General features: G+C 56.0%; 15 protein-coding genes and 3 tRNA genes. 6 read left to right on the top strand and 12 right to left on the bottom strand.

Annotation, left to right across the window (positions count from 1 at the left end; all coding sequences use genetic code 11):
* Positions 1–19: 19 nt before the first annotated feature.
* From rlmM to KGP16_RS20735, 4 genes are all read right to left on the bottom strand, one after another.
* Positions 20–1,123, bottom strand: a complete 1,104-nt coding sequence (gene rlmM, locus KGP16_RS20720) for a 23S rRNA (cytidine(2498)-2'-O)-methyltransferase RlmM (protein WP_021179890.1) — start codon at positions 1,121–1,123, stop codon at positions 20–22.
* Complete coding sequence (locus KGP16_RS20725; protein WP_024484299.1) at positions 1,116–1,511, bottom strand: DUF423 domain-containing protein; 396 nt, start codon at positions 1,509–1,511, stop codon at positions 1,116–1,118. Before KGP16_RS20725 ends, rlmM begins: the two co-directional genes overlap by 8 nt.
* 52 nt (positions 1,512–1,563) lie before the next feature.
* Complete coding sequence (locus tag KGP16_RS20730; RefSeq protein WP_021806120.1) at positions 1,564–2,481, bottom strand: transcriptional regulator GcvA; 918 nt, start codon at positions 2,479–2,481, stop codon at positions 1,564–1,566.
* 508 nt (positions 2,482–2,989) lie between these two features.
* The gene (locus KGP16_RS20735; RefSeq protein WP_021806121.1) at positions 2,990–3,214 is read right to left on the bottom strand and encodes a YgdI/YgdR family lipoprotein; all 225 of its coding nucleotides are present in this window, start codon (positions 3,212–3,214) and stop codon (positions 2,990–2,992) included.
* Between the two features lie 193 nt (positions 3,215–3,407).
* On the opposite strand from KGP16_RS20735, the gene csdA reads away from it, so the two are divergent.
* Positions 3,408–4,613: a cysteine desulfurase CsdA gene (gene csdA, locus KGP16_RS20740; protein WP_024529486.1), complete on the top strand. Its 1,206-nt coding sequence runs from the start codon at positions 3,408–3,410 to the stop codon at positions 4,611–4,613.
* Positions 4,614–4,632: 19 nt separating this feature from the next.
* The gene (gene csdE / locus KGP16_RS20745) at positions 4,633–5,067 is read left to right on the top strand and encodes a cysteine desulfurase sulfur acceptor subunit CsdE (protein ID WP_021179885.1); all 435 of its coding nucleotides are present in this window, start codon (positions 4,633–4,635) and stop codon (positions 5,065–5,067) included.
* Here the strand turns inward: csdE and tcdA are convergent.
* Together tcdA and mltA are read right to left on the bottom strand one after the other, a co-directional pair.
* A complete protein-coding gene (tcdA, locus tag KGP16_RS20750; protein ID WP_021806123.1) occupies positions 5,058–5,864 on the bottom strand; it encodes a tRNA cyclic N6-threonylcarbamoyladenosine(37) synthase TcdA in 807 nt (268 codons plus the stop codon). The two genes, csdE and tcdA, sit on opposite strands and share 10 nt — an antisense overlap.
* Before the next feature lie 78 nt (positions 5,865–5,942).
* On the bottom strand, positions 5,943–7,088 hold the full coding sequence (gene mltA, locus KGP16_RS20755; protein ID WP_021179883.1) for a murein transglycosylase A: 1,146 nt from the start codon (positions 7,086–7,088) through the stop codon (positions 5,943–5,945).
* Positions 7,089–7,325: 237 nt separating this feature from the next.
* On the opposite strand from mltA, the gene KGP16_RS20760 reads away from it, so the two are divergent.
* The 3 genes from KGP16_RS20760 to KGP16_RS20770 all read left to right on the top strand — a co-directional run bounded on the left by KGP16_RS20760 (position 7,326) and on the right by KGP16_RS20770 (position 7,684).
* Positions 7,326–7,402, top strand: a tRNA-Met gene (locus KGP16_RS20760).
* A 65-nt stretch (positions 7,403–7,467) separates the two neighbouring features.
* Positions 7,468–7,544: transfer RNA gene (locus tag KGP16_RS20765), tRNA-Met, on the top strand.
* Positions 7,545–7,607: 63 nt separating this feature from the next.
* Positions 7,608–7,684: transfer RNA gene (locus KGP16_RS20770), tRNA-Met, on the top strand.
* A 105-nt stretch (positions 7,685–7,789) separates the two neighbouring features.
* On the opposite strand, the gene amiC is transcribed toward KGP16_RS20770, so the two are convergent.
* A complete protein-coding gene (gene amiC, locus KGP16_RS20775) occupies positions 7,790–9,040 on the bottom strand; it encodes an N-acetylmuramoyl-L-alanine amidase AmiC (protein ID WP_021179882.1) in 1,251 nt (416 codons plus the stop codon).
* 228 nt (positions 9,041–9,268) lie between these two features.
* On the opposite strand from amiC, the gene argA reads away from it, so the two are divergent.
* Positions 9,269–10,594 (top strand): amino-acid N-acetyltransferase, encoded by a 1,326-nt coding sequence (argA, locus tag KGP16_RS20780; RefSeq protein WP_021179881.1) that lies wholly within the window; start codon positions 9,269–9,271, stop codon positions 10,592–10,594.
* A 74-nt stretch (positions 10,595–10,668) separates the two neighbouring features.
* Here the strand turns inward: argA and dinQ are convergent, their stop codons facing one another.
* From dinQ to recC, 5 genes are all read right to left on the bottom strand, one after another.
* Complete coding sequence (dinQ, locus tag KGP16_RS27730) at positions 10,669–10,767, bottom strand: damage-inducible type I toxin DinQ (protein ID WP_371822644.1); 99 nt, start codon at positions 10,765–10,767, stop codon at positions 10,669–10,671.
* Between the two features lie 405 nt (positions 10,768–11,172).
* The gene (gene recD, locus KGP16_RS20785) at positions 11,173–13,023 is read right to left on the bottom strand and encodes an exodeoxyribonuclease V subunit alpha (protein WP_223500268.1); all 1,851 of its coding nucleotides are present in this window, start codon (positions 13,021–13,023) and stop codon (positions 11,173–11,175) included.
* Positions 13,020–16,568 carry an exodeoxyribonuclease V subunit beta gene (gene recB / locus KGP16_RS20790; RefSeq protein WP_223500269.1) on the bottom strand — a complete coding sequence of 1,183 codons (3,549 nt, stop codon included), beginning with the start codon at positions 16,566–16,568 and terminating at the stop codon, positions 13,020–13,022. Before recB ends, recD begins: the two co-directional genes overlap by 4 nt.
* A complete protein-coding gene (ptrA, locus tag KGP16_RS20795; protein WP_223500270.1) occupies positions 16,565–19,456 on the bottom strand; it encodes a pitrilysin in 2,892 nt (963 codons plus the stop codon). The genes recB and ptrA overlap by 4 nt, the downstream gene beginning before the upstream one ends.
* 292 nt (positions 19,457–19,748) lie before the next feature.
* Positions 19,749–23,120, bottom strand: a complete 3,372-nt coding sequence (recC, locus tag KGP16_RS20800) for an exodeoxyribonuclease V subunit gamma (RefSeq protein WP_223500271.1) — start codon at positions 23,118–23,120, stop codon at positions 19,749–19,751.
* Between the last annotated feature and the right edge of the window lie 19 nt (positions 23,121–23,139).

Below are 23,139 nucleotides of genomic sequence, written 5' to 3' on the forward strand. Positions count from 1 at the left end.
ACAGCAACGCCCTTACGCCTTACTCGCGCTCGTCGCGGCGGCCGGGAATGGCCGACCACATGCGGCGCACGTGTACGGTGATCTCTTCACGATCGTGGTACAGCTGCTTGGCGTGGATCTCTGCGCTAATCCCCTCGTTGGCCAAGGCTTCGTGGATGCTTTGCAGGTTCTGCGCCACCTCTTCGTAGCGCTTCTTCATCGGCAGCTTCAGGTTAAAGATCGCCTCACGGCACCAGCCTTTGAGCAACCATTGGATCATCAGGCTGGTCACTTTTGCCGGCTTCTCCACCATATCGCACACTACCCAGTAGTTTTTGCTGGTGGTCGGCTCAAAGCGGAAGCCGTCGACACGATGGTGGGTCACCTGCCCGGTATCCATCAGACTCGGGGCCATCGGGCCGTTGTCCACCGAATGCACCATCATGCTGCGTTTGACCAACTGATAGGTCCAGCCGCCAGGGCAAGCCCCCAGATCGACCGCAAACATCCCACTGCCTAAACGCTCGTCCCATTCGTCTGCCGGGATGAAAACGTGGAAAGCCTCTTCCAGCTTCAGCGTAGAGCGGCTTGGCGCATCGGACGGGAACTTCAGGCGTGGGATCCCCATATAGAACGGGGAGTTGTTGTTGCTATAGGAATATCCCACGTAGCAACAGCCCGGCGCGATAAAGAACACGTGTACCACCGGGCGAGAGGGATTCTCACGCGCCATCAGCACTTTCTGCTCACGCAATGCGCCGCGCAGCGGCACAGTCAGCTTGCGGCAGAACTTCAGCAGCTCTTTGCTTTCGTTGGTATCCGGTACTTCTACCCGTAATTCACCGCCGCGATCGACCACGCCCATCAGCATGCCGACAATCGGTGAAACCCGATCTTCCGGTGGCAAATCACGCAGCAGTTCTCCCACCACCAGCATCTGGCGGGCAAAGATCAGCTCACGGAACGGGATTTCTTTCGCCAGGCGATCGGCATCGTCCGGCTGATAGCATTCAAACAGCACATAGCCGCTGTTGTCTTTAACCCTGGCAAAACCAAACACTTCCAACTGGGCGGCCTTGTCGGTAATTTCCGCCGCGCACTCTTTCTCAAAGCCTTGGCGGCAGTACAACGCGATCTTATTCATGGCGCTCGGCCTTTTTCCTCAGACGCAAAGCGCCAATCAACATCAATGCCCAACCGATCAGGAAGCAGGTCCCGCCCACTGGCGTGACATAAACCCAAACCTTTTGGTGAGACAGCGCCAGACAGTACAGGCTGCCGCTGAACAACACGGTGCCGAGCGCCAACAGCGCTCCGCTCCAGTAAAACCACAGGCTGACCCGACGCTGCATGGCAACGGCCAGCCCCAGGATCGCCAGAGTATGGAACCCCTGGTAATCAAGCCCGGTGCGGATCCAGGCCATTTCATTGACCCCGAGCGCACTACTCAATACGTGCGCACCAAACGCGCCCAGAGCAACATAGACAAAACCACTGATAGCAGCAAAAATCAGCATAGAACGGCTACTCATCATTATTCACCTTAATCGAGATCCACCAGCCACAACGTCACCGCAGCCGGCTTTATTGTTCATAGCGAAAGCGGAACTTCTCCTGTTCGCTGGCCGCACGCGCCAAGATCCATTGGCGAAAGGCGGCTATTTTACCCAGTTCTGCCTGGCTGTCATGACATACCAGATAAAAAGCGTTTTTACTTACCAACACATCGTTAAACGGGCAGACCAGCCGACCGGCTTCGATCTCGGTTTGCGCCATCACGTTATTCACCAGCGCAATCCCCTGGCCATGAACGGCCGCCTGTACCACCATGGCACTATGGCTAAAGATTGGCCCTTGCTGCACGTTGATATGCTGTAACCCCAGTTGGCGGGTATATGCCAGCCAGTCGCGGCGTGAAGTATCATGCAGAAGCGTATGATAAGCCAGATCGCCCGGCACTTTCAGTGCATGATCGCCCATTAACAGGCTGGGAGAACAAACCGGCAGCAGATACTCCGCGTACAGACGCTCGGCGCGTACTCCCGGCCAGTTGCCACGGCCATAAAAGATCGCCACGTCAACGTCATCCGCCAGCTTTTCTTCTTCGCGGTCAATGGCCTGGATGCGCACATCGATCCCCGGATAAGCTGAGTTAAAGCTGGAAAGACGTGGCACCAGCCACTGAATGGCGAAACTGGGCGGCAGGCTGACGGTCAGAGCCCCCTTGGCACTGCGTGCCTGAAGCTTGCGTGTTGCCTCATTGATCGAAGAGAAAATCTCTTTGATATCCAGGTAATAACTCTGCCCCTCTTCCGTCAGCAACAGAGAACGGTTGCGTCGTCGAAACAGTTTCAGCCCCAGGAAATCCTCCAGAGACTTGATCTGATGGCTGACTGCGGCCTGGGTAACAAACAGCTCCTCTGCCGCCTTGGTAAAGCTCAAATGGCGGGCTGCCGCGTCAAAAACCCGCAGAGCATTAAGAGGAGGGAGACGTTTAGACATTCATTGACCCTTTTGTATGGCAAACTGCGGCGTTGTCGGCTGAACGCGTCCTTACCGCTACCTAGCTGTGCCGAAAAATGCCGCGAGCGCAGGGACACGCCAGAGCGGCCAATTTGCAATTCATCGGCTTTAGTTACATTTATGTAACAAATGACCGCCGGGTTTCGCAAACGAGATCAGGCTGCATGATACATAACGCCACTAGCCCATCCGCGTGGACTATTGCCATTAGTTTTTTTAATCCGAGCCATTATAAATTGTCCGTTGAGCATGCGCCAGTAAATACCTATAGTGGCGACACTTCCTGGGCCGGAACGAAAAGGGATTGGGTGTCGAAGACGCCGATGAACTTTTGGCTTGTGGTTGTGATGTTGTGTTTGCAATTTGTCCGCCAATTCGGACATGGTAGCTAGGCTACTGTTTTTCACTTCCTGTACATTTACCCTGTCTGTCCATAGTGATTTTATGCAGCACCGCCAACTTCGCGGTGCTTTTTTTTGCCTGGAAGTTACTGATTACCTTCAACCATCTCCTTCACATCGGCACGGTTAATCTGCTGCTCAACGCCGTTGGCATCTTTGTAGCTGATCATCCCGGTATCGTCATCCACCTTGGGTTTTCCATCGGCGACAATGGTGCGCCCATCGCTGGTATGCATGACGTAGTTACTTGAGCAGGCTGCCAGGGTAAACGTGAGCATCAGGGCAGAGATAACTGCGGCTGTCTTGTTCATTTGTGACTCCTTGTAGATAAAAATGCTGTAAAAATCATTTCTGTTATTTAAGGGACTCATTCGAACGCCAATATTCAGCATAACAAACTTTCGTCAGATTTCCAGGAAACAGCGACAATTGTTCGGGATAACTTGTCTCTGACGGCAAAATAGGACAGGATCAATGGCTGACAAAGCCACTGATAATCAGCCGATGAAGCCTTTTGAGCCTACCTTGTTCCGCAGCCAGTTCCCGGCCCTTCAACAGGCAGGAATTTATCTGGACAGTGCCGCTACCGCGCTAAAACCGCAGGCGGTGATCGACGCCACGCAGCAGTTTTACAGCGCAGATGCCGCCACCGTACACCGCAGCCAACATCGTGCGGCACAGGATTTGACCCAGCGCTTTGAGCAGGCACGCCAGCAGGTTGCCACCTTGATTAATGCCCCTTGTGCGGACGACATCGTTTGGACCCGCGGCACCACGGAAGCCATCAATTTAGTCGCGCAGAGCTATGCTCGCCCACGCCTGCAGCCGGGAGATCAGATCCTGGTTAGCGAGGCGGAGCATCATGCCAACCTGATCCCGTGGTTGATGGTGGCAGAACAGACCGGTGCCGAAGTGGTGAAGCTGCCGCTTGGCCCCGATCGCCTGCCAGATTTGACGCTGCTCCCTACGCTGTTGTGCGAGAAAACCCGCATTCTGGCCTTGGGGCAAATGTCCAACGTCACGGGAGGCTGCCCGGATATCGCGCTGGCTATTGAGTTGGCCCATGCGGTGAACGCGGTAGTGATGATCGACGGCGCACAGGGCATTGTGCATTGCCCTGCCGACGTTCAGCGGCTCGATATCGATTTCTACGCCTTCTCAGCGCATAAACTCTATGGCCCAACTGGCATTGGTGCGTTGTATGGCAAAACCGCGCTGCTGGCTCAAATGGGGCCATGGCAAGGCGGGGGGAAAATGCTGACGCAGGCTTCTTTCAGCGGCTTTACGCCACAAAAACCACCGCACTGTTTTGAAGCCGGTACGCCAAATATTGCCGGAGTGCTGGGGTTGGGTGCCGCGTTGAGCTGGCTGGAAACGCAGGATATGGCCGCCGCCGAGCAATACAGCCGCGCCCTGGCGCAAAATGCCGAACAGCGTTTGCAGCAGTTACCCGGATTTCGCAGCTTCCGCAGTTCCGGCTCCAGCCTGCTGGCCTTTGATATCGCCGGGATCCACCACAGCGATATCGTCACCCTGTTAGCCGAACAGAACATCGCGGTACGCGCGGGCCAACACTGCGCCCAACCTTTGATCGCCGCATTAGGGGTCAGCGGAACATTACGTGCGTCATTTGCGCCTTATAATACGCCGCAAGACGTCGATGCTCTGGTGCTGGCGTTAACTAACGCCATCGAACTACTGGCGGAATAAGATGCACAACGGAGAACCGATGCTTGCCCCTCACCCTTTTGGCCGTGAAATCACCGCCGAGACGCTGATAACAACCTTCAGCCCGCTAAAACAGTGGGAAGACCGTTACCGCCAACTGATCATGCTGGCGAAACGCTTGCCATCGCTGGCGGCCGATCTACGGCAAACGGAGATGGAACTGAGCGGTTGCGAAAACCGGGTCTGGTTGGGGCACCAGCGGTTGGCAGATGGAACACTGCATTTTTATGGCGACAGCGAAGGACGCATTGTGCGCGGCCTGCTGGCGATCCTGCTGACCGCAGTCGAAGGCAAAACGCCTCAGCAGGTCTTAGCTATCGATCCTTTGGCCCTGTTTGACAGCTTGGCGCTGCGTGCCCAGCTCAGCGCCACCCGAGCCAGCGGCCTGGCAGCCTTGGCGGCCAGGGTACACGCCATCGCTGCCAGCTATGCCTGACGTGCCGCCTTTGCCACCATCTTCTTCAACGCGTGGGAGACGGCAATAAAGCCAAAGGTCGCGGTGACCATGGTCGCCGCGCCAAAACCCGCGCTGCAATCCATTCTTTTCGGCCCTTCTGCGGTACTGCGTGAGGCGCATACTGAACCATCCGGCTGCGGATATACCAGCGGCTCGGTGGAGAAGACGCAGTCGATCCCCAGCTTGCCTTTGCTGTTTTTCACCACGTTAAAGTCGTTCTTCAACCTTTCACGCAGCTTGGCGGCCAGCGGATCCTGGATGGTTTTGGCCAGATCGGCCACGGCGATCTGCGTAGGATCGATCTGCCCACCAGCACCGCCGGTAGTCACCACCGGGATCTTGTAGCGTCGGCAATAGGCCAACAACGCCGCTTTGGGCCGCACGCTGTCGATCGCATCAATCACATAGCTGAAATTATGGTTCAACAGCTCGGCGACGTTGTCCGGGGTAATAAAATCATCTACGCAGGTCACCCGGCATTCCGGGTTGATCGCCAGGATCCGTTCCGCCATCACTTCGGTTTTCGATTGGCCAACATGCTGGCGCAAAGCATGGATCTGCCGATTGGTGTTGGTGACGCAGACGTCATCCATGTCGATCAGGGTGATCGCTCCAATGCCGGTGCGTGCCAGCGCTTCAGCCGCCCATGAACCGACCCCGCCAATGCCGATCACACAAACGTGCGCCTGGGCAAACAGGGCCAATGCCGGCTGGCCGTACAGGCGTGCCGTGCCGCCAAAACGCTGTAGATAGGCCTCTGAATAGGCTGTACTCATTTTGCTTTACTTACCTTGGTTGCAAATAGGCAGGGCCGGAAGATCCGGCCCTGCGGGTCAAGCTATATGCCATCGTTCTTAGCGGGTAACCAACTGGGAACCACTCGAGGCGGTCAACGGTTGATTGGCGCTAAACAGCTGTGCCCCAGGATTACCGCCTTTCAATACCCAGACCCGGCCATAGTGATTATAGAACCCTGCCGAGTGACCGGCTTCTGGGCCAATCCCCTGGTACATGTCAAAGTGCTGGCCCTTGATGGCGCCACCCACGTCGAGAGCGACCATCAGGCGCATTTCATATTTTCCCGTGAACTTGCCCTTGTTGTCCAGTAGCGGGACTTCTGCCAGCAACGTGGTACCGGCCGGGATCAGGGAGCGATCGGAGGCCACGGAGGCTTTGGCAATCAGCGGCACCGCGCTGGCCCCTTTCACCGGAGCAAAAGGCACCGGGTGGAAGAACACGAACGACGGGTTTTGCTCCAGCAGTTCGCGCACCTCGGCTTCGCTGTGGGTATCCGCCCACTGGCGGATGGCCTGCATTGACATGTCGGCCTTGGCCACTTCACCGCGATCGATCAGCACCTTGCCGATACTGCGGTAAGCATGGCCGTTCTTGCCGCTATAACCAAAGAACACCAGTGGCTGGCCATTGCCGAAATCGACATAGCCGCTGCCCTGCACTTCCATCATGAAGTTATCCATCAGGGAGTTGGTGTAAGCGATGATGTAACGGCTGTCCAGCGCCCCTGAGTAGATACCGGCACGATCCGGCAGGCGGCGCTTGCCTTTGGCTGGCATGCTGTACAGCGGGTAGCGGAATTCGCCCTGTTGGGTATAACGCGCCTGCAGCACCGGGGTGTAATAGCCGGTGAACTGGACGTTGCCATAGCTATCGACGCCTTCCATCTGATAGGCGCTGAGGCCGAACTGGTTCAGTTGGCGCGTATCCGCCCCCGCCGCCATCCAGTTTTGCACCGCCTGATAGGTGGCGTTATTGCGGTTAAACAGCGACGGCGAAGCGTATTTAATCTCCATCAGCTGGTTGGCGTAATCCTGGCCGTTGATCGGGGCGCCTCTGGCATTGGGGCGATTCACCAACTCCAGCGACTGATCCAGATGACCATCTTTATACTGCTGCCCCCGGTCGGTCGGTTTTGACGAACAACCGGCCAGTACCGCAATCACTAACCCACCGAGCAGGTATTTGCCCCAACGTCCTTTCATTGCACACTCTCTCAGACTGATATGTTCCATACCCAATGGATACGGGTAAACTGGCTGAACGATAACAAACGGCCATAGATAAAGGAATCGCTACCGCTAAAAATTCCCAGCCAGATGATTATGATGAAAAAAAACGCAAATTGGGGGCTAATGCAGCATAAAAATGGCTTTCGGTGAATTATATGCAAAAAGGGTTTGCAACAAAATGCCTGGAGAGTATAGTGCGCTTCCATCGGACGCGGGGTGGAGCAGCCTGGTAGCTCGTCGGGCTCATAACCCGAAGGTCGTCAGTTCAAATCTGGCCCCCGCAACCAACCGATACTGTGATAACGGTATCAAAAATGTGTTGGATTCGATGAAAGAAAAGGTATTATACGGACGCGGGGTGGAGCAGCCTGGTAGCTCGTCGGGCTCATAACCCGAAGGTCGTCGGTTCAAATCCGGCCCCCGCAACCAACCGATACGGCAATAGCGGTATCACATGAAGGGTTGGTTCGATAATATCAGTATCAAGACGGACGCGGGGTGGAGCAGCCCGGTAGCTCGTCGGGCTCATAACCCGAAGGTCGTCAGTTCAAATCTGGCCCCCGCAACCAATCTTGATAACATCAGACAAGCACCTTAACGGGTGTTTTTTTGTATCTGAATTTCCCCCTACCTTCCCAATTAACTACGCCGCCCCTCCTTGGGCTACGCCTGGTTTAACGCCGTGCCAATGCGCCACCGTTGGCGAAATAGGCTTTGATCCCGGCCAGAATAGATTGCGCCACCTGCTGCTGAAAATGGCTGGTGCGCAGCTTGCGCTCTTCTTCCAGATTGCTGATAAACGCCGTTTCCACCAGGATCGACGGAATATCCGGGGCCTTCAATACGGCAAAGCCAGCCTGATCGACACGATTCTTATGCAGACGGTTAATTTTACCCATCCGATTCAGCACTTCCTTACCGAATTTCAGGCTGTCATTGACGGTGGCGGTCTGCAAGAGATCGAACATGGTGTGATCCAGGTAGCGATCGCCACTCTTGCTGACTCCGCCGATATCGTCGGCGGCGTTCTGGGTTTGCGCCAGAAACTTGGCGGCGTTGCTGGTTGCCCCTTTGGTAGAAAGCGCAAACACCGAGGAACCGCGTGCCGCACGGTTGCTGAAGGCATCGGCGTGGATCGAGACAAACAGATCGGCCCGCTGCTTACGCGCTTTGGCTACACGTACCTTTAATGGGATAAACACGTCTTCATTACGCGTCATAAACACTTTCATGTTGGGTTCGCGTTTGATCAGCGCACTGAGACGACGGGCAATCTGCAGCACGATATCTTTTTCACGGGTTTTATTTTTGCCAATGGCTCCCGGATCTTCCCCGCCGTGCCCAGGATCGAGCATGATCACAATCGGCCGATCGCGCCCTGCCTTACCGGCCTGTGGTGCTTCTGCCGGTAACGTCCGCTCCAGATCGCCCTTGTTGTAATCTTCCAGTAACGCCAACAGCGGATCATACTCTTCACCGCTGCCCCCCTTGGTAGGATAAAGATCCATTACCAGGCGGTTACGATATTCCGAGACGGGAGTCAGGGTAAACATATTTGGGCTGACGCTTTGCTTGAGTTCCAGCACCAGCCTGACGGTATTCTTGTCAAACTGGCCGACCCGCGCCTGTTTCAGATAGGGATCTTCTTTGCGCACCTGTCCGGCGATGCCTTTAAGCACGCTATTCAGCTGTACCCCTTCCACATCCACCACGATGCGTTCTGGATTGGTCAGGGCAAACTGTTTGTATTTTAGCGGGACATTGGATTCCAGCGTGACTCGGGTATAGGTCGAGGAAGGCCAGACACGAACGGCAATCACATGAGAAGCAGCGGCGAAACCAACGCGACTCACACTCAGCAACCAGGTTGCAGCAACCCCCTGCAACAAACGACGGCGACCCGGATTGTGATTAGAGTTAGGCATGCGGCTCCGGTAAAAATAACGATTAAAAAAACAGCAAAAAAAAACAATGGCAAAAACTTTACCCAATCCATTCACCGCTGTCATCAGAAAATCTTTTTATGATCTTTCAATTTATTAATCAGTTAGCGCATTTGTCAGAAAAATCACTGTCATTTCCTGCTTGCCTTTGGCGCAATAAAAGAATAAAAATACAAAAATACCGTATAAATATGCAAATGAGGTCTTGCCGTGAAGGAACGTAGTACAGAGCTGGTGCAAGGATTCCGTCACTCAGTTCCCTATATCAATACTCACCGTGGCAAGACCTTTGTCGTCATGCTGGGTGGCGAAGCTATTGAACATGAAAACTTTTCCAGTATCGTCAATGATATCGGGCTGTTACATAGCCTGGGCATTCGTCTGGTGGTGGTCTACGGTGCGCGGCCGCAGATTGACGCCAATCTGGCACAGCATAACTACGAGCCGATTTACCATAAGCATACCCGGGTGACCGACGCCCATACGCTAGAGCTGGTCAAGCAGGCCGCCGGCTTGTTACAGCTGGATATTACCGCACGGCTTTCCATGAGCCTGAATAACACCCCATTGCAAGGGGCGCACATCAACGTAGTGAGCGGCAACTTTATTATCGCCCAACCGCTGGGCGTGGATGACGGCGTCGATTATTGCCACAGCGGCCGTATCCGCCGTATTGATGAAGAAGCCATTCATCGCCAACTCGATAGTAAGGCCATCGTGCTGATTGGCCCGGTGGCGGTATCGGTGACTGGCGAAAGCTTTAACCTGACCTCGGAAGAAGTCGCCACCCAGTTGGCAATCAAGCTGAAGGCCGAGAAAATGATCGGCTTCTGTTCATCACAAGGGGTGACAGATGCAGAAGGCAATATTCTTTCCGAACTGTTCCCCAACGATGCACAAAAACGTATCGAGCAGTTGGAAGAGGCAGGTGACTACCATTCCGGCACCGTACGCTTCCTGCGCGGCGCGGTAAAGGCCTGCCGCAGCGGGGTACGCCGCAGCCACCTGATCAGCTATCAGGAGGATGGTGCACTGGTACAGGAGCTGTTTTCACGCGACGGTATCGGTACCCAAATCGTTATGGAGAGCGCCGAGCAGGTACGCCGGGCGACCATCAATGATATCGGTGGGATACTTGAGCTGATCCGCCCATTGGAGCAACAGGGGATTTTAGTCCGCCGTTCGCGCGAACAGTTGGAGATGGAGATCGACAAGTTCACGATTATCGAACGCGATAACCTGACCATCGCCTGCGCGGCGCTCTATCCGTTCCCGGAAGAAAAGATTGGTGAGATGGCCTGCGTGGCGGTGCATCCGGATTACCGCAGCTCGTCGCGGGGCGAGATGCTGCTGCAGCGGGTAGAAAGCCAGGCGCGCCAGATGGGGCTACAGAAGCTGTTTGTGCTGACCACACGCAGCATCCACTGGTTCCAGGAGCGCGGCTTCACTCCGGCGGACGTCGACGTGCTGCCGATGCAGAAGCAGGCTTTATATAACTACCAACGCCGCTCGAAGATCCTGTTGGCCGATCTTTGAACGTAGTGGGACAAGCTGAGTAAATGTTAAAGGCCAGGATATGGTTAACCCTGGCCTTAGCTACGTTTCCGCTATCAGTCGATCAACAGGCGGATCAGTTCTAGCAGCGCGACGAGCGCTTTCAGAACGATGAGAACTTTATCGATCAAAGTTTTCATCCGTCTCTCCATCATATGGAGCGAGATCGCCGCTGCTTACCCTTCCATTTGCCTGTCACAACGGCTCCTTCCATTGTTAGTAAGGAAGCACCTCGCTCCGGCCAGAGCACTGAACCCGGCACCACCCGCAATTCAGCCAGGACTTCAAGACGTTATACCGCCATACAGAAGGCTGAAACGAAGCATCTCCATAACTAACTCAATGACTATACAACATTAAATTTTCTCGGGCGAGGCTTGGAACTTGTCCAAAAATGCTTCTCTATGATTTGCCTTTATCCGCCGCTGTTTATATACTGAGCACGTTAGTAAGGGAGCACCTCGCTCTGGCCAGAGTTACCGCTCCGTGCTGGAACACTAAAAAAACCTGACCTCACCAGTCAGGTTTTTTTACGTCTGTATGGCAAACGCCCACCGTTATTATTTCCCAATCTGCAAACGGTCTGCCAAGCCGCTGCGGCGTTGGGTGGGGGTGCGGATAGCGCTCACCAACACCTTGTCTACCGCATACAGCGAAAGCCGCTGGCGCGCGCGGGTAATGGCGGTATAAACCAATTCGCGGGTCAGTACCGGCAGAAAATGATTCGGCAGCACCAGCGCCGTGTGGTCGAACTCCGAACCCTGTGATTTATGCACCGTCATCGCATAGGCGGTTTCATGCGCCGGTAAGCGGCTAGGCTGTACCGATTTAATGCTGCCGTCCGGTAATTGGAAATGCACGCGCAGATCGCCGCCCTCACCGGGCAAGGCAATGCCTATATCGCCGTTAAACAGCCCCAGCGCGCTATCATTACGGCCAATCATCACCGGCCGCCCTAAATACCAGCGACCGGCGGGGCCAGGATTACGCCGAATCAAACCGGCACGCTGCAACCCACTTTCGATACGCTCATTCAACCCGGCAACGCCAAATGGCCCTTCGCGCAGTGCGCAGAGCAACTGGAAACGGCCAAAGGCATCCAGGATCGTTACGGCCCCCGCCCCTTCTGCTACCAGCCGCAGATAGTCGCGATAACCAGCAACGCAGTTATCCAACAGCCGTTGATAATCTTCGGTTTCTGCCAGCGGATAACCCGCCACGTCGGCATAGCTGCCATTCAACGCCGCCAGGGCGCGCTTGCTATCGCCAGCATTCACCGCCAAAGCCAACTGGCCAATGCCGGATTTGGCATCAAACCGGTAACTCTTGCGCAGCAGGCACAGGCTATCGCGCACCGCTGCCTCGGCCTGCGCTGGCTGCCCTTGCAAGGGGCAACCGGTCAGGCGCGACAACTGTGCCGCACGGGTTTCGCTATATCCCTGCTCGGCAAACCGGCAGATATCCCCCAGCACGGCTCCAGCCTCCACCGAGGCCAGTTGATCGCGATCGCCAAGGAAGATGACCCGCGCCTTGGGGGGCAAGGCGGCAATCAACCTTGCCATCATGGGCAAGTCCACCATCGAAGCCTCGTCTACGATCAGCACATCAAGATGCAGCGGGTTCCCCCGGTGATAGCGCATGCGCTGGCTGTTTGGCTGAGCCCCCAGCAAGCGGTGTAACGTCGCCGCTTCCGTAGGAAACAAGGCACGTTGCTCCGGGGTTAAGTCCAACTGACGGCTAGCGCTTCCCAAGGATTCAGTTAGACGAGCCGCTGCTTTACCGGTAGGCGCAGCAAGCTGGATACGCAAACGCTCCCCGGCCGCCAACTGCACCAGCGCCGCCAACAGCTTGGCGACGGTTGTGGTTTTACCAGTACCGGGGCCGCCGGAAATAATCGCGATGCGGCGCGTGGCCGCTACCGCTGCGGCAATTTTTTGCCAATCAGGTTCGTCCGTGGCTGCGCCAAATAACCGATCGAGGATGGTGCGCAGCTGCGCTTCTTCAAGTTCCTGTGGCACGCTGTCGCTGCTGATAAAAGTGGCGACGTCACCTTCGCTCTGCCACATGCGTTGCAGATACAGCCGCTGCTGTTGCAGTACCATCGGCGTTGCCGTACTGCCATCGCTAATCGCTGGCGAGACCGCCAGACGCTGTTGCCAACTCGCCGCGTCCGGTTGCCCGCAGGCCTGCCAGGCAGCCAAGGCCAACTCTGGCTGGCGGCCACCAAACAGATTTTCCGGCAATAATTGTTCGAGCAACAGACAAACGTGGCCCGCACCGGCCTCCGAGCTCAGGCAGGCGGCGGCCAGCAGAATATCCGGCTCATCATCGTTGGCGACCACCTGGGCAAATTGAACGTCCAGCGGTCGCAAGGCGCCCAGAGCCAACGCCTGATGCAAAATCTCAATCATTGCCCATCCTCAACGTCGACCGTTTCACCGCTAAACAGGCGATCCATTCCTTCAACCAGAGCGAACTCCGGACGACAGGCAAAAATACCGTTGCCCTCATGCTCGGCATCTACCCCGCGTAAAAACAGATAAATTACCCCGCCAAAATGGCGCTGGTAATCGTAATCCGCCAGACGATGCCCCAGATAGCGGTGCAGCGCCAAGGTATAGAGTTGGTATTGCAGATCGTAGCGGTGTTCCGCCATCGCCCGCGCCATCGCCTCTTGGGTATAGGCGCTGCTGTCTTCGCCCAGCCAGTTGGATTTGTAATCCAGCAGGTAATATTTGCCCTGCCAGCAGAACACCAGATCGATAAAGCCTTTCAGCATGCCCTGAACCTGTTGGAAATCCAGCGCCGGGCAGCCAGCAGAAAGGGGATCGTAGCGTTTTACCAGTTCATCCAACTGCTGCGCTTGCAGCAAGCCACCGATCGGCAGATAGAACTGTAATTCTGCCTGCCTGGCTCCCGCCGGTAAGGCGGATAGCGCGACGCCGCTGCTATTAAGTGGCGCATTCAGCAACACCTGCATCCAGCCGGATAATACCGGCAACCAATGCTCCTCCAGCCCTTGCTGTTGTAACTGCGCCAACAGCCACTGTTCATCTAGCGGTTGGGTAAAGTCCAACTCCTCAAACAGGCTGTGCAGGAAGGTTCCAGGTGCCGCGCCGCGCGGGAAAGTATGGGGAGTCAATGCGGGTGGTGTAGCCGTATCGCCCTCACCAACGGCATCAACGTCCAGGCGCGGCAACAGCTCCTGCATCCGGCTTGCGCCATGCTGTTGCAAGCCGGTATAGCTGGTAACCCGCCAGAAATCCTGCATCCTGCGTGGAAACTGCCTGGCCGTCAGTTCTGCGGCGGCGGCCATCTGTGGCTGCCAGCTTTGTTCACCCGGTGCATCCACCAGCGACAGCGCGATGCCCTGAGTTGCCAGCTGTTGCAGGCAGTTTTGCAGATAGGCCGCATCGCCCGCCTGCCCGGCCTGCACCAGATATCCCAGCGCGCTGCGGTGCAAATCCGTATCGCCCTGCTTCTTGCGCGTACCGAGGAACAACGGCGCAATACCGATGCTGCAGTGATACACCGAACGGGTCAGCGCCACGTATAGCAGGCGCAAATCCTCTGCCAACCGTTCCTCCTCCGCCCAGGCCACGCTTTCTTCGTTGGCATTCAGATCCAGCAGGGCTTTAAAGGTCTGGCGATCGTGATACAGCACCTGTTGCTGCTGGCGGAAATTCCCCACAAAAGGCAGCCATACCAGATCGAACTCCAACCCTTTCGACTTGTGGATGGTGATCACCTGCACCAAATGACGGTCGCTTTCCAGCCGCAGTTGCTGATTGTCCGACTGGCGATTCGGCTGAGCGATCTGTTGTGCCAACCAACGCACCAGCGCGTGTTCACCATCCAGTTGCGCCGTGGCTTCCTGCAACAGTTCCCCCAAATGCATGACATCGGTCAAACGGCGCTCACCCCCAGGGCTGGCCAACAGGTTTTCTGCCAGATGCCGCTTGGCCATCACCTCACGCAGCATTGGTAACACGCCGCGGCGCAACCAATGGCTACGATATCCATCAAACTCGTTGACCAAATCATCCCATGCGGACTCGTTATGGTTTAGTCCATCCAGCGTCAAGGCATCCAGCCCCAATAGCCCGGTGGCCAAAGCGCAGCGCAGGGTTCGCTCCTGTTCGGGTGCCAGTACCGCCTGTAGCAACCACAGTAAATCTTTGGCTTCTGGCGTATCAAATACGCTGTCACGGTTGGAAAGGTAAACCGAGGGAATGGCCAGCGCGCTCAGTGCATCACGAACCAACGCTGCTTCGGCGCGGCTTCGCACCAGAATGGTAATATCCGATGCCTGAACGTGGCGGCGTTGTTCCCCTTTGACCAGCCAGGCTTCTCCGGCCTGCCCGGCACTCAGCCAGTCGCGGATCTGGGCTGCACACAAGCGCGCCATTAATTGTTGGTAATCACTTACTCCGGCCCCATCCCCAGGTTGCAGCCAAAATTGCATAGCCGGTTGCGGCTTATTCTGCCACTCGAAGACCAGTTCCTGATTCTTCGCTGCGGCAGCCACCTCGATAAACGGGATTTGGCCAAACAGGAACGGCTTTTCCACCTGAGCAAACAGGCGGTTAACGCTGCCAACCATCGCCGGTGATGAGCGCCAGTTGGTCTCTAAGGTATAGTGGGCACTTACCTCTGAACGAGCCTTCATATAGGTAAAAATGTCTGCACCACGGAAGGCGTAAATCGCTTGTTTGGGATCTCCGATCAGCAGCAGGCCACACTCTTCCCGGCCAACATACAGTTTCTGGAAGATCCGGTACTGCTGTGGGTCGGTATCCTGAAACTCATCGATCATCGCCACCGGATAACGCTGACGGATCGCCAGCGCCAGTTGTTCACCACCGGCGCTTTGCAGTGCCGCATCCAGCCTGCTGAGCAGATCGTCAAACCCCAGTTCGGCACGCTGGCGTTTTTCCTGTTGAATGGAAAGGCGTATTTCGCTCAGCGCCCGTGCCATGATCAGGTCACGCAGGGTCAAGGGTTCGGCAAACAGCTCATCAATCGCCACAAACAGCGGATGCCGCGGAGCCTCACCTTTTTTGGTTTTCTCCAGCAGCACCGATTGGCGGAACTTCTCCAGCTCTTTGGGCAACTGGTAATCTTCGGTTTCCTGCCCCGCCCATTCCCCCACCTTATTCAGCCAGTTGGGTAAATGTTTGCTGCTGTAGCTGCGTTTGTCGACGCCAGACTGACTGATGAGTGCTTCCAGATCGGCCGCCGCCTGCCATTGCGCCTTGAGGGCATCGATCCGCGCAACGATCTGTTCATGGCGCATCAGCACCGTTTCGTCATCTTTCGGCGGCTGACGCAGAGTGGGAGCTTCGCCATGCAGATAGCCCGAGAGATCGCTCAACAAAGCCTCTGGGCCGCTCCACTCCTGACTGACCGCCCGGGCAACGCCCAGTGGCAATGGATAACAGTGACGCCGCCAAAAATCGGCGCAGGCCTGGCGGCGCAACGGCAGTTCGTCCTGCACCAGCGTTTGTTCAAACAAAATGCCCGACTCGAATGCGTTGTGAGTGAGCATTCGCTGACAAAAACCGTGGATAGTGTAGATCGCCGCTTCGTCCATCTGGCGCTCGGCAGCCAGCAATTGCGCTGCGGCCTCTGACAGATCGCCAATCTCCGCCATCAGCGCGGCAAACAGCGGGTCTGAGCTATGCCCGCGTACGCAGGCAATGCGTAATGCGTGGATATTACTGCGAATGCGGCCCCGGAGTTCCTCCGTCGCCGCTTCGGTAAAGGTAACTACCAGGATCTCTTCTACCGTGAGCGGCCGTGGAAACGCTGCTGCCTGGCCTAAGCCAAGCAGCAGGCGCAGATACAAAGCACCGATAGTGAAGGTCTTCCCTGTCCCTGCCGAGGCTTCGATCAGCCGTTCACCAAACAGCGGCAACGTCAGTGGATCAAGCCGCTGAGGAACGCCTTTCGTCATGGCGTCGCCACTTTACGAGGCAGCGTTTTTTGCAGGGACGAGGCGTTAGGATAGGTCACCCAACCCTCACCCGGCGCCGCAAAATCGGCTTTCTGCTGGCTGCTGCCACTCACCTGAGACAACAGTGCCAGACCCTGTGGCTTAATCACCGCCTGATGGAAATAATCCGCCAGCTTGGCAGGCGTCAGAGTCTGTACCTGAGCGATCAGCTTTTCACGGGTATCGAAGGCGAAATTACCGCGATCGAAATCGCTGCTAAAGCGGCCCGCTTCTTCACCTAAGGTCTGTGGACGCTGTTGCAGCTCATTGATCATGGCCTGTTTGTATTGGGCAAAATCGGCATCACTCAACTCACGCAGGCGCTTTTCCGTTTTCGGGTAGAAATCTTGATAGCGCTGGTAGAGATAGGCTGGCTGCTTACTGTTGCTTTGCAGCAGGAAACCAATGCCCCACTGGCGGCCAACCGGCATCGCAAAGGAGAACACCGCATAGCCGAGCTGCTCTTGCGTACGCAATTGGCTGTAGAACCACGGCTGGATGATCTGCCCCAGCAATGAGCTATACGCCATGCTGGTCACTTCGTCATACCCCGTTGGGACATACACCGCCGCCAGCGCCGAATCGGTGCTGCTGCCAGGGCGCTGCAGGTTGGCAAACTGGTTTTTGGCAATCACGACATTTTCGCCGTGCCACCATTCCAGACCAGTACAACCCAGGCTCTGCTTCAGTGAAGAAGCCAACGTGTCCACCTGTTGCTTGCTCATATTGCCCACTACCAGTAACTCCGGCGTGGCCCCGGCCATCAGGCTGTCACGGTAAGCCAGCACGTCTTGCAACGTAATGGTTTTCAGCACTTCGCGGCGTTCGCTACGCTCGGAGTAAGGCACGCGGGACAGCATCTGTACCGGCTGGATCGCCAGCTCAAAGGCTTTGCCCTTCTCTGCGGAATCCAACTGTTCCAGATACCAGGATTTCGCCTGTTCCAACTGCTCTTGCGTTGGGGTAAAGCTGGAGTAGCCTTCAATCAGCGAGGTCAACAGTTGTGGAAGACGCTGGGTAAAGCCATTGGCGCTAAACATCAGGCCATTATTAGGCGAGGTAGAGAAGCTAATCCCCCCCACAGAAGCCTGATAACTTAACTCATCTAGCGAGATCCCCGCCAGATAATCCATCAACGAGAACAGCACCTGATTACGCGCGGAATCCATGGTTTTGGCGTTACGCAACGCTACCGTGACATCGGCCTTGGGTTCATCGGCAAAATAGCGGCTTGGCATATACAGCACCCGCAGCCCTGGCTGGTTCACCACCATTTCCGGTTTGATAAACTCATGTGAGGGCTTGTTCAGGGTAAACTCATCCGGAATATAAGGGTTCAGCCCCGGCAGAGAAAGTGCGATATTTTTACCCAACTGCTGCCATTTCGCGAAGCGTTCCGCGCTGATTTTCTCGACCTGATAAGGTGCCTCGACAAAGTAAGCCGTTTTGTTGTGTGGCTCATTCGGGCTGATAAACCAGATACGCGCATTTTGTGGCGTCATTTGCCCCAGGCGTTCAGCAATGGCTTCAGGATCGTAGCGATCGGCCAGGTACGGCGCATCCAGCGTATGCTCTACCGGCACGCGCAGCATGGTGTCCACCAGCCATTCGATGTAATTCATGTCGCGGGTAATCGACGGATAGCGGAAATCCAGATTCAGCACATGGGCGATCTCGTCAAAATAACTTTGCTTGATCCCTTCACCACGCAGCATTTTCAGATAGCTGAAGATCGCTGCCACCACTTTGTCACGCTCCGCCAGCCCCTTGTCGGTCAAGGAAACGCTGATTGAGAACACGCCACCGTTGCGATCGATCATCGGGTCGGCACCCGCATTGATGGCATCTGCCAGCCCCTGCTTCTGTAGCCAGTCAGAAAGCGTATTGGTGCTGCGGTTGCCAATCAGGTAGCTGATATAGGTATCGGTTTTACTGCGGAACTCGGCGCTGTTGTTATCGATACGGAATTCGACCTTCAGCTGCTTGCGCGGCTGCGCCGGTACATAATGAATAATGATGCCCTGCTGCTCCGAGGTGACCGCCGGAACGGTGATCGGTGGCACTTTCGCATCGTGATTAGGAATGCGGCCGAAGGTTTTGACCGCCAGCGCTCTCAGTTCAGGCAAGGATTGGTTGCTGTACAGCACGCCCTTCATCAGGTTGGCAGAATAGTAACGCTTATAAAAACTAACCAGTTCTTCATGCAGCTTGCTGCCTGGCTTGTCCTGCAACGTCTCGAGGTTGCCGCCAGAAAAACGTGCGCTAGGGTGAGCCGGATTGAGGGTTTCTGCCCCAACCTGCGCCATGCGCATACCGTCACGAGAGCGCGCCATCGTTAACTCAGCATTCACCGCGTTGCGTTCGCGGTCCGCATTGCCGGGATCCAAAATAGGTTCGGCAATGGCATCGGCCATCCGATCGACAGCGGGTTCTAAAGCGTCATTTTCCACTTCCAGATAGTACGCAGTGCGGTAAGACGCGGTGCTGGCATTGTGGCTACCACCGTGCTTTTTCAAAAACTCGGAGAGGTTCTCGGGTTCTGGATAGCGCTTGGAGCCCATCAGTACCATATGTTCCAGGTAGTGAGCCAGGCCAAGTTGGCTGTTGGGATCTTCCAGCGAGCCTACCGGCAGCGCCAGAGCAGCCAGTGACTTTGGTGCTAACGCGTCGGACACCAGCAGTACGGTCATGCCGTTATCCAGCTTGATAGCCTGGTATTCACGCGGATCGTGATCGCTTTTGTTGATCTTTTCCGCCAGCGGTTGCCAGCCTTGCGCGGCCCAGCTTAACGGCGCCCAAAACATAACCAATAACATCAACCCGGTAATGCGGGTCAACAGTCTGCGCATATCCAAAATAAACCCCTGTTCTCTGGCTGTCTCGCCAACTCCCTGACGGTGACAGCACGGTGCAAAATGACACAACCGAAAGCGATGCCCAATGAAATTCAATTTCTAACTCAACGCATTACGGTTTTAAACACTCAACTCACTATAGCCCACATCGTTGGGGGCGCAGCGTACGCCACTCTACAACGTATATGCCTATACGTTATGTAAGACCAGACTTAACCTCAATGGTTGAGTATAAAAGCGTAAAATTTTTATCACCCCACTGCGACCTGTGCCACCGTGAGGGGTATTACCCAAGATTATTACGGGCCACGGGTAGCAGGTAACGCTTTGTTTCTTTGAGAATTTGTTCAAGGCGAACGTTATCCATTTGGCGGAAAACGCGCTGGGTATAGGGATCTGCCCCTTCCCCCGGGATCCGCTGATCGCCCTGCCAGGCTTGCAGCAGCTTGGCACGCGCCTTGATCTGGACTTCTTCATCCCAGTCTATCTGCTGCGTTTGTGCCTGATAACATTGGCTCAACCAGGCCCAGCCGCTTTTATTGAGCAGCATCAGCGGCTGCGACAGGCCACGGCGGTAGCCCGCCACCAGCTCCGCCAACTGCGCGTGGGCATCCTCGCTTGCGAGCGCAGCGAAGCGCCAGGCGGAATTCTTGCTGCCAAACATACGGCTTTCCCCGCTACCGCCAACGCAGCAATACACCAGGTGCTCCAGCCAAAGCAAGATGCCGTCTACGGCAGAAAGCGTTGCCGGTCGCCAGCGCAGCAAGCCATCCTGCTGTACCTGATGCAGCCAGCCGGTGATACGCATGCCCGCCACGTCGATATCCAGCTCCAGGCTGCCATTCTCCTGGCGCTGTTCACGCACCCGCTCGGCCAGCTCCGCCATTTCCTCCTGCTGCTTTTGCCAGTAAATCTCACCGAAAGCCCCGTAAGGTAATCCCCCCGATGCACGCACCCGTTGGTATAACTTGCCTGCGTCCTCCCCCTCGATCAGCGTGTTCAGCAATTGGCTGTTGAACTGATAGCGGCTGAGGTTATCCAGCGTAAAAGGCTCGTCTTCCGGCAGATCGGTCTCTTCCAGAATAAAGTTAACGCCAAGACGTAGCTGGAAGAAGGCACGGATCGGATGGCGGTAAAAACGGAGCAGTTCATCAAGAGAAACCTGGGTTTTCTCTTCCTCCGCCAGCGGTTGATTAAATTCTGGATGTGCAGCGCCACGGCCATCGGCAGCTGCCAACCATTCCGCCGCATAGCTTTGATCTTCGCTCCCCGGCAGGAAGTTTTCCGCAGCAAACGGCATGCGGGCATGGCGTTTAAGCAAGTGCTCACCGACCCTGCGTGCGCTGCCGTCTGCATCCAGCCCTTCATCGCCGGGCAGGCAATAGCTTTGCTGCAGATATTCCAACAGTTCAGTGACCAATACGGAAGGATAGCGCTCGCTGTTATCCTGAATGGAACGGCCAATAAAGCTGATATACAGCTGCTGCTGGGCAGAGAGGATCGCCTCCAGGAACAGGTAGCGGTCATCGTCACGGCGGCTGCGATCGCCGCGCTTAATCTGCTGCGCCATCAGGTCAAACCCCAGCGGCGGCAAGGTGCGGGGGTAGACACCGTCGTTCATGCCCAGCAGGCAGACCACCTTGAACGGAATGGAACGCATGGGCATCAAGGTACAGAAGTTGATCTGGCCAGCCAGGAAACGCTGGCTGATACGCTGCTGATCGAGCCGTGCGGCCAGTTCATCGCGCAGCAACGTCAACGGCACGGCATCGGGATAACGCGCCGCCAGGCCAAAGCTGGCCACTTTCTGCCACTGCTCTTCGATCAGCGCCAACGCCTCTTCCGTTTCACTGTCCGTCTCAAAGAAGCTATTGAGCAGTTGGCGGCACAGCGGCAACCATTCGGCTAACGGCCGCTCTTCACTGAGGATTTGCCGCCAACGGCTGAGTTGTGCCAGCAGATCGGCCAGTTGCCCGGCCAGTTCGGCTACTAATCCACTCGACTCATCGTAAGGTAATACGCCCTGCCAATCTCCGGCGTTGCTGTCCATGGCGTAGCCCAGCAGCATCCGCGTCAGGCCAAACCGCCAGGTATGCTGCCCGGTTGCAGGCAGATCCAGCTCACGCACATTGTCATCATCCAGCCCCCAACGTACCCCGGATTCGCCAGTCCAGTGGCGTAACAGGCTTAAGCCTTCTTCCTGAATCGAGAAACGTGCCGCTAGCGCGGGCACGTCCAACAGCGCCAGTACCTGCTCTGAGGTAAAACGGCTTTGCGGCAGATCCAGCAGGGAAATAAAGGCTTGTAGCGCAGGATGCGCCTGCCTGGCCTTGCGGTCGGAAATGGCAAACGGCAGATAGCGCCCGGCGGGGGCATTGCCAAACACCGCCTGAATATACGGGGTGTAACTGTCGATATCCGCCACCATCACGATGATGTCGCGCGCGGTAAGTTGGGGATCTTCTGCCAGCATGGTCAGCAACCGATCGTGCAGCACCTCGACTTCGCGCTGCGGGCTGTGGCAGGCATGCAGACTGATGGAGCGATCCTGCGGATCGAGCTGGCGTTTATTGTCACTGCGCTCCAGAGTTTCCGGCGTGGTGCCGATCAGTGCGTGATCTTCCAGTTCCAGCATGTCGTGCTGAATGGCATGCAGCAAACTATCTGCCGGGATCTCGACAAAGGCATCGACTTCCTGCACCGCCTCCATCTGCGACAGTAAATACAGATGATCGCGCCCCAATTTGCCCCACGAAGCCAACAGCGGATTACTCAACTGTTGTTCTCCCTCGGCATCAAATAGTTGGGCAGCCTGTTCCGGCTGACGGAACAGGCCTTGCTCACGTGCCTGATGATAGTGGCGGCGTTTGCGGCTCTGCAAACGGGCCAGAAAGGCGTAGTCCTGAATGTCGCCCCAGTAATAGCGGCAGGGGTTGGTAAACATCAGATGGATATCAATATGTTTACCCAAAGCCTGCAGCGCTTCCAGGTAGATTGGCGGCAAGGCAGAAATCCCACAGATAAACACCCGGGGCGGCAACCCTGCTGGGCATTGAGTGGCATTCTCCAGGGTACTAATAAACCGGCGATATAAGTTGGCACGGTGCCATTCAGGCTGACCCAGCTCGTGGGTATATTCCACTAGCCGATGCCACAGGGGGGCTTGCCAGCTTTGTGCATCTGCAAGCCCTTCTACCGTTTCCCCACGCTGCCAACTCTCCAGCCACTGCGGGCGATAAACCAGATATTGGTCAAACAGATCGGCAACACGCCCGGCGAGCTGGTGGATCTTGCGCTTGTCGGCGTCATCGGTCAGGTAATGCTGTAGAGGAGCAAACTCGGGCCGGGTCAGCATGCCTGGCAGCAGCCACATCAGCTTCCAGGTCATGGCATCTTTGCTAAAGGCGCTCTCTTTGGGTATGCCGGGTAATACCTTGGTGAACATGTCCCAGATAAAGGTCGCCGGGAGCGGGAAAACGATATTCGCGGCAATGCCAAACTGCTCGGCCAGCTGCATCTGCAACCATTGCGCCATGCCGGGGCTTTGCACCAGCACCACTTCCTGTTGAAACGGATCGGCCAAAGGCTCTCTGGCTATCAGCGCGCTGGTCAGCGTTTTCAGCAAGTCCAGTTGATTGGAATGATAAACCGTAAACATGAGGCTCCTTGGAAGCGAA

Origin of the sequence: Serratia sp. JSRIV006, from assembly GCF_019968685.1 — a bacterium.
Lineage (GTDB): Bacteria > Pseudomonadota > Gammaproteobacteria > Enterobacterales > Enterobacteriaceae > Chania > Chania fonticola_B.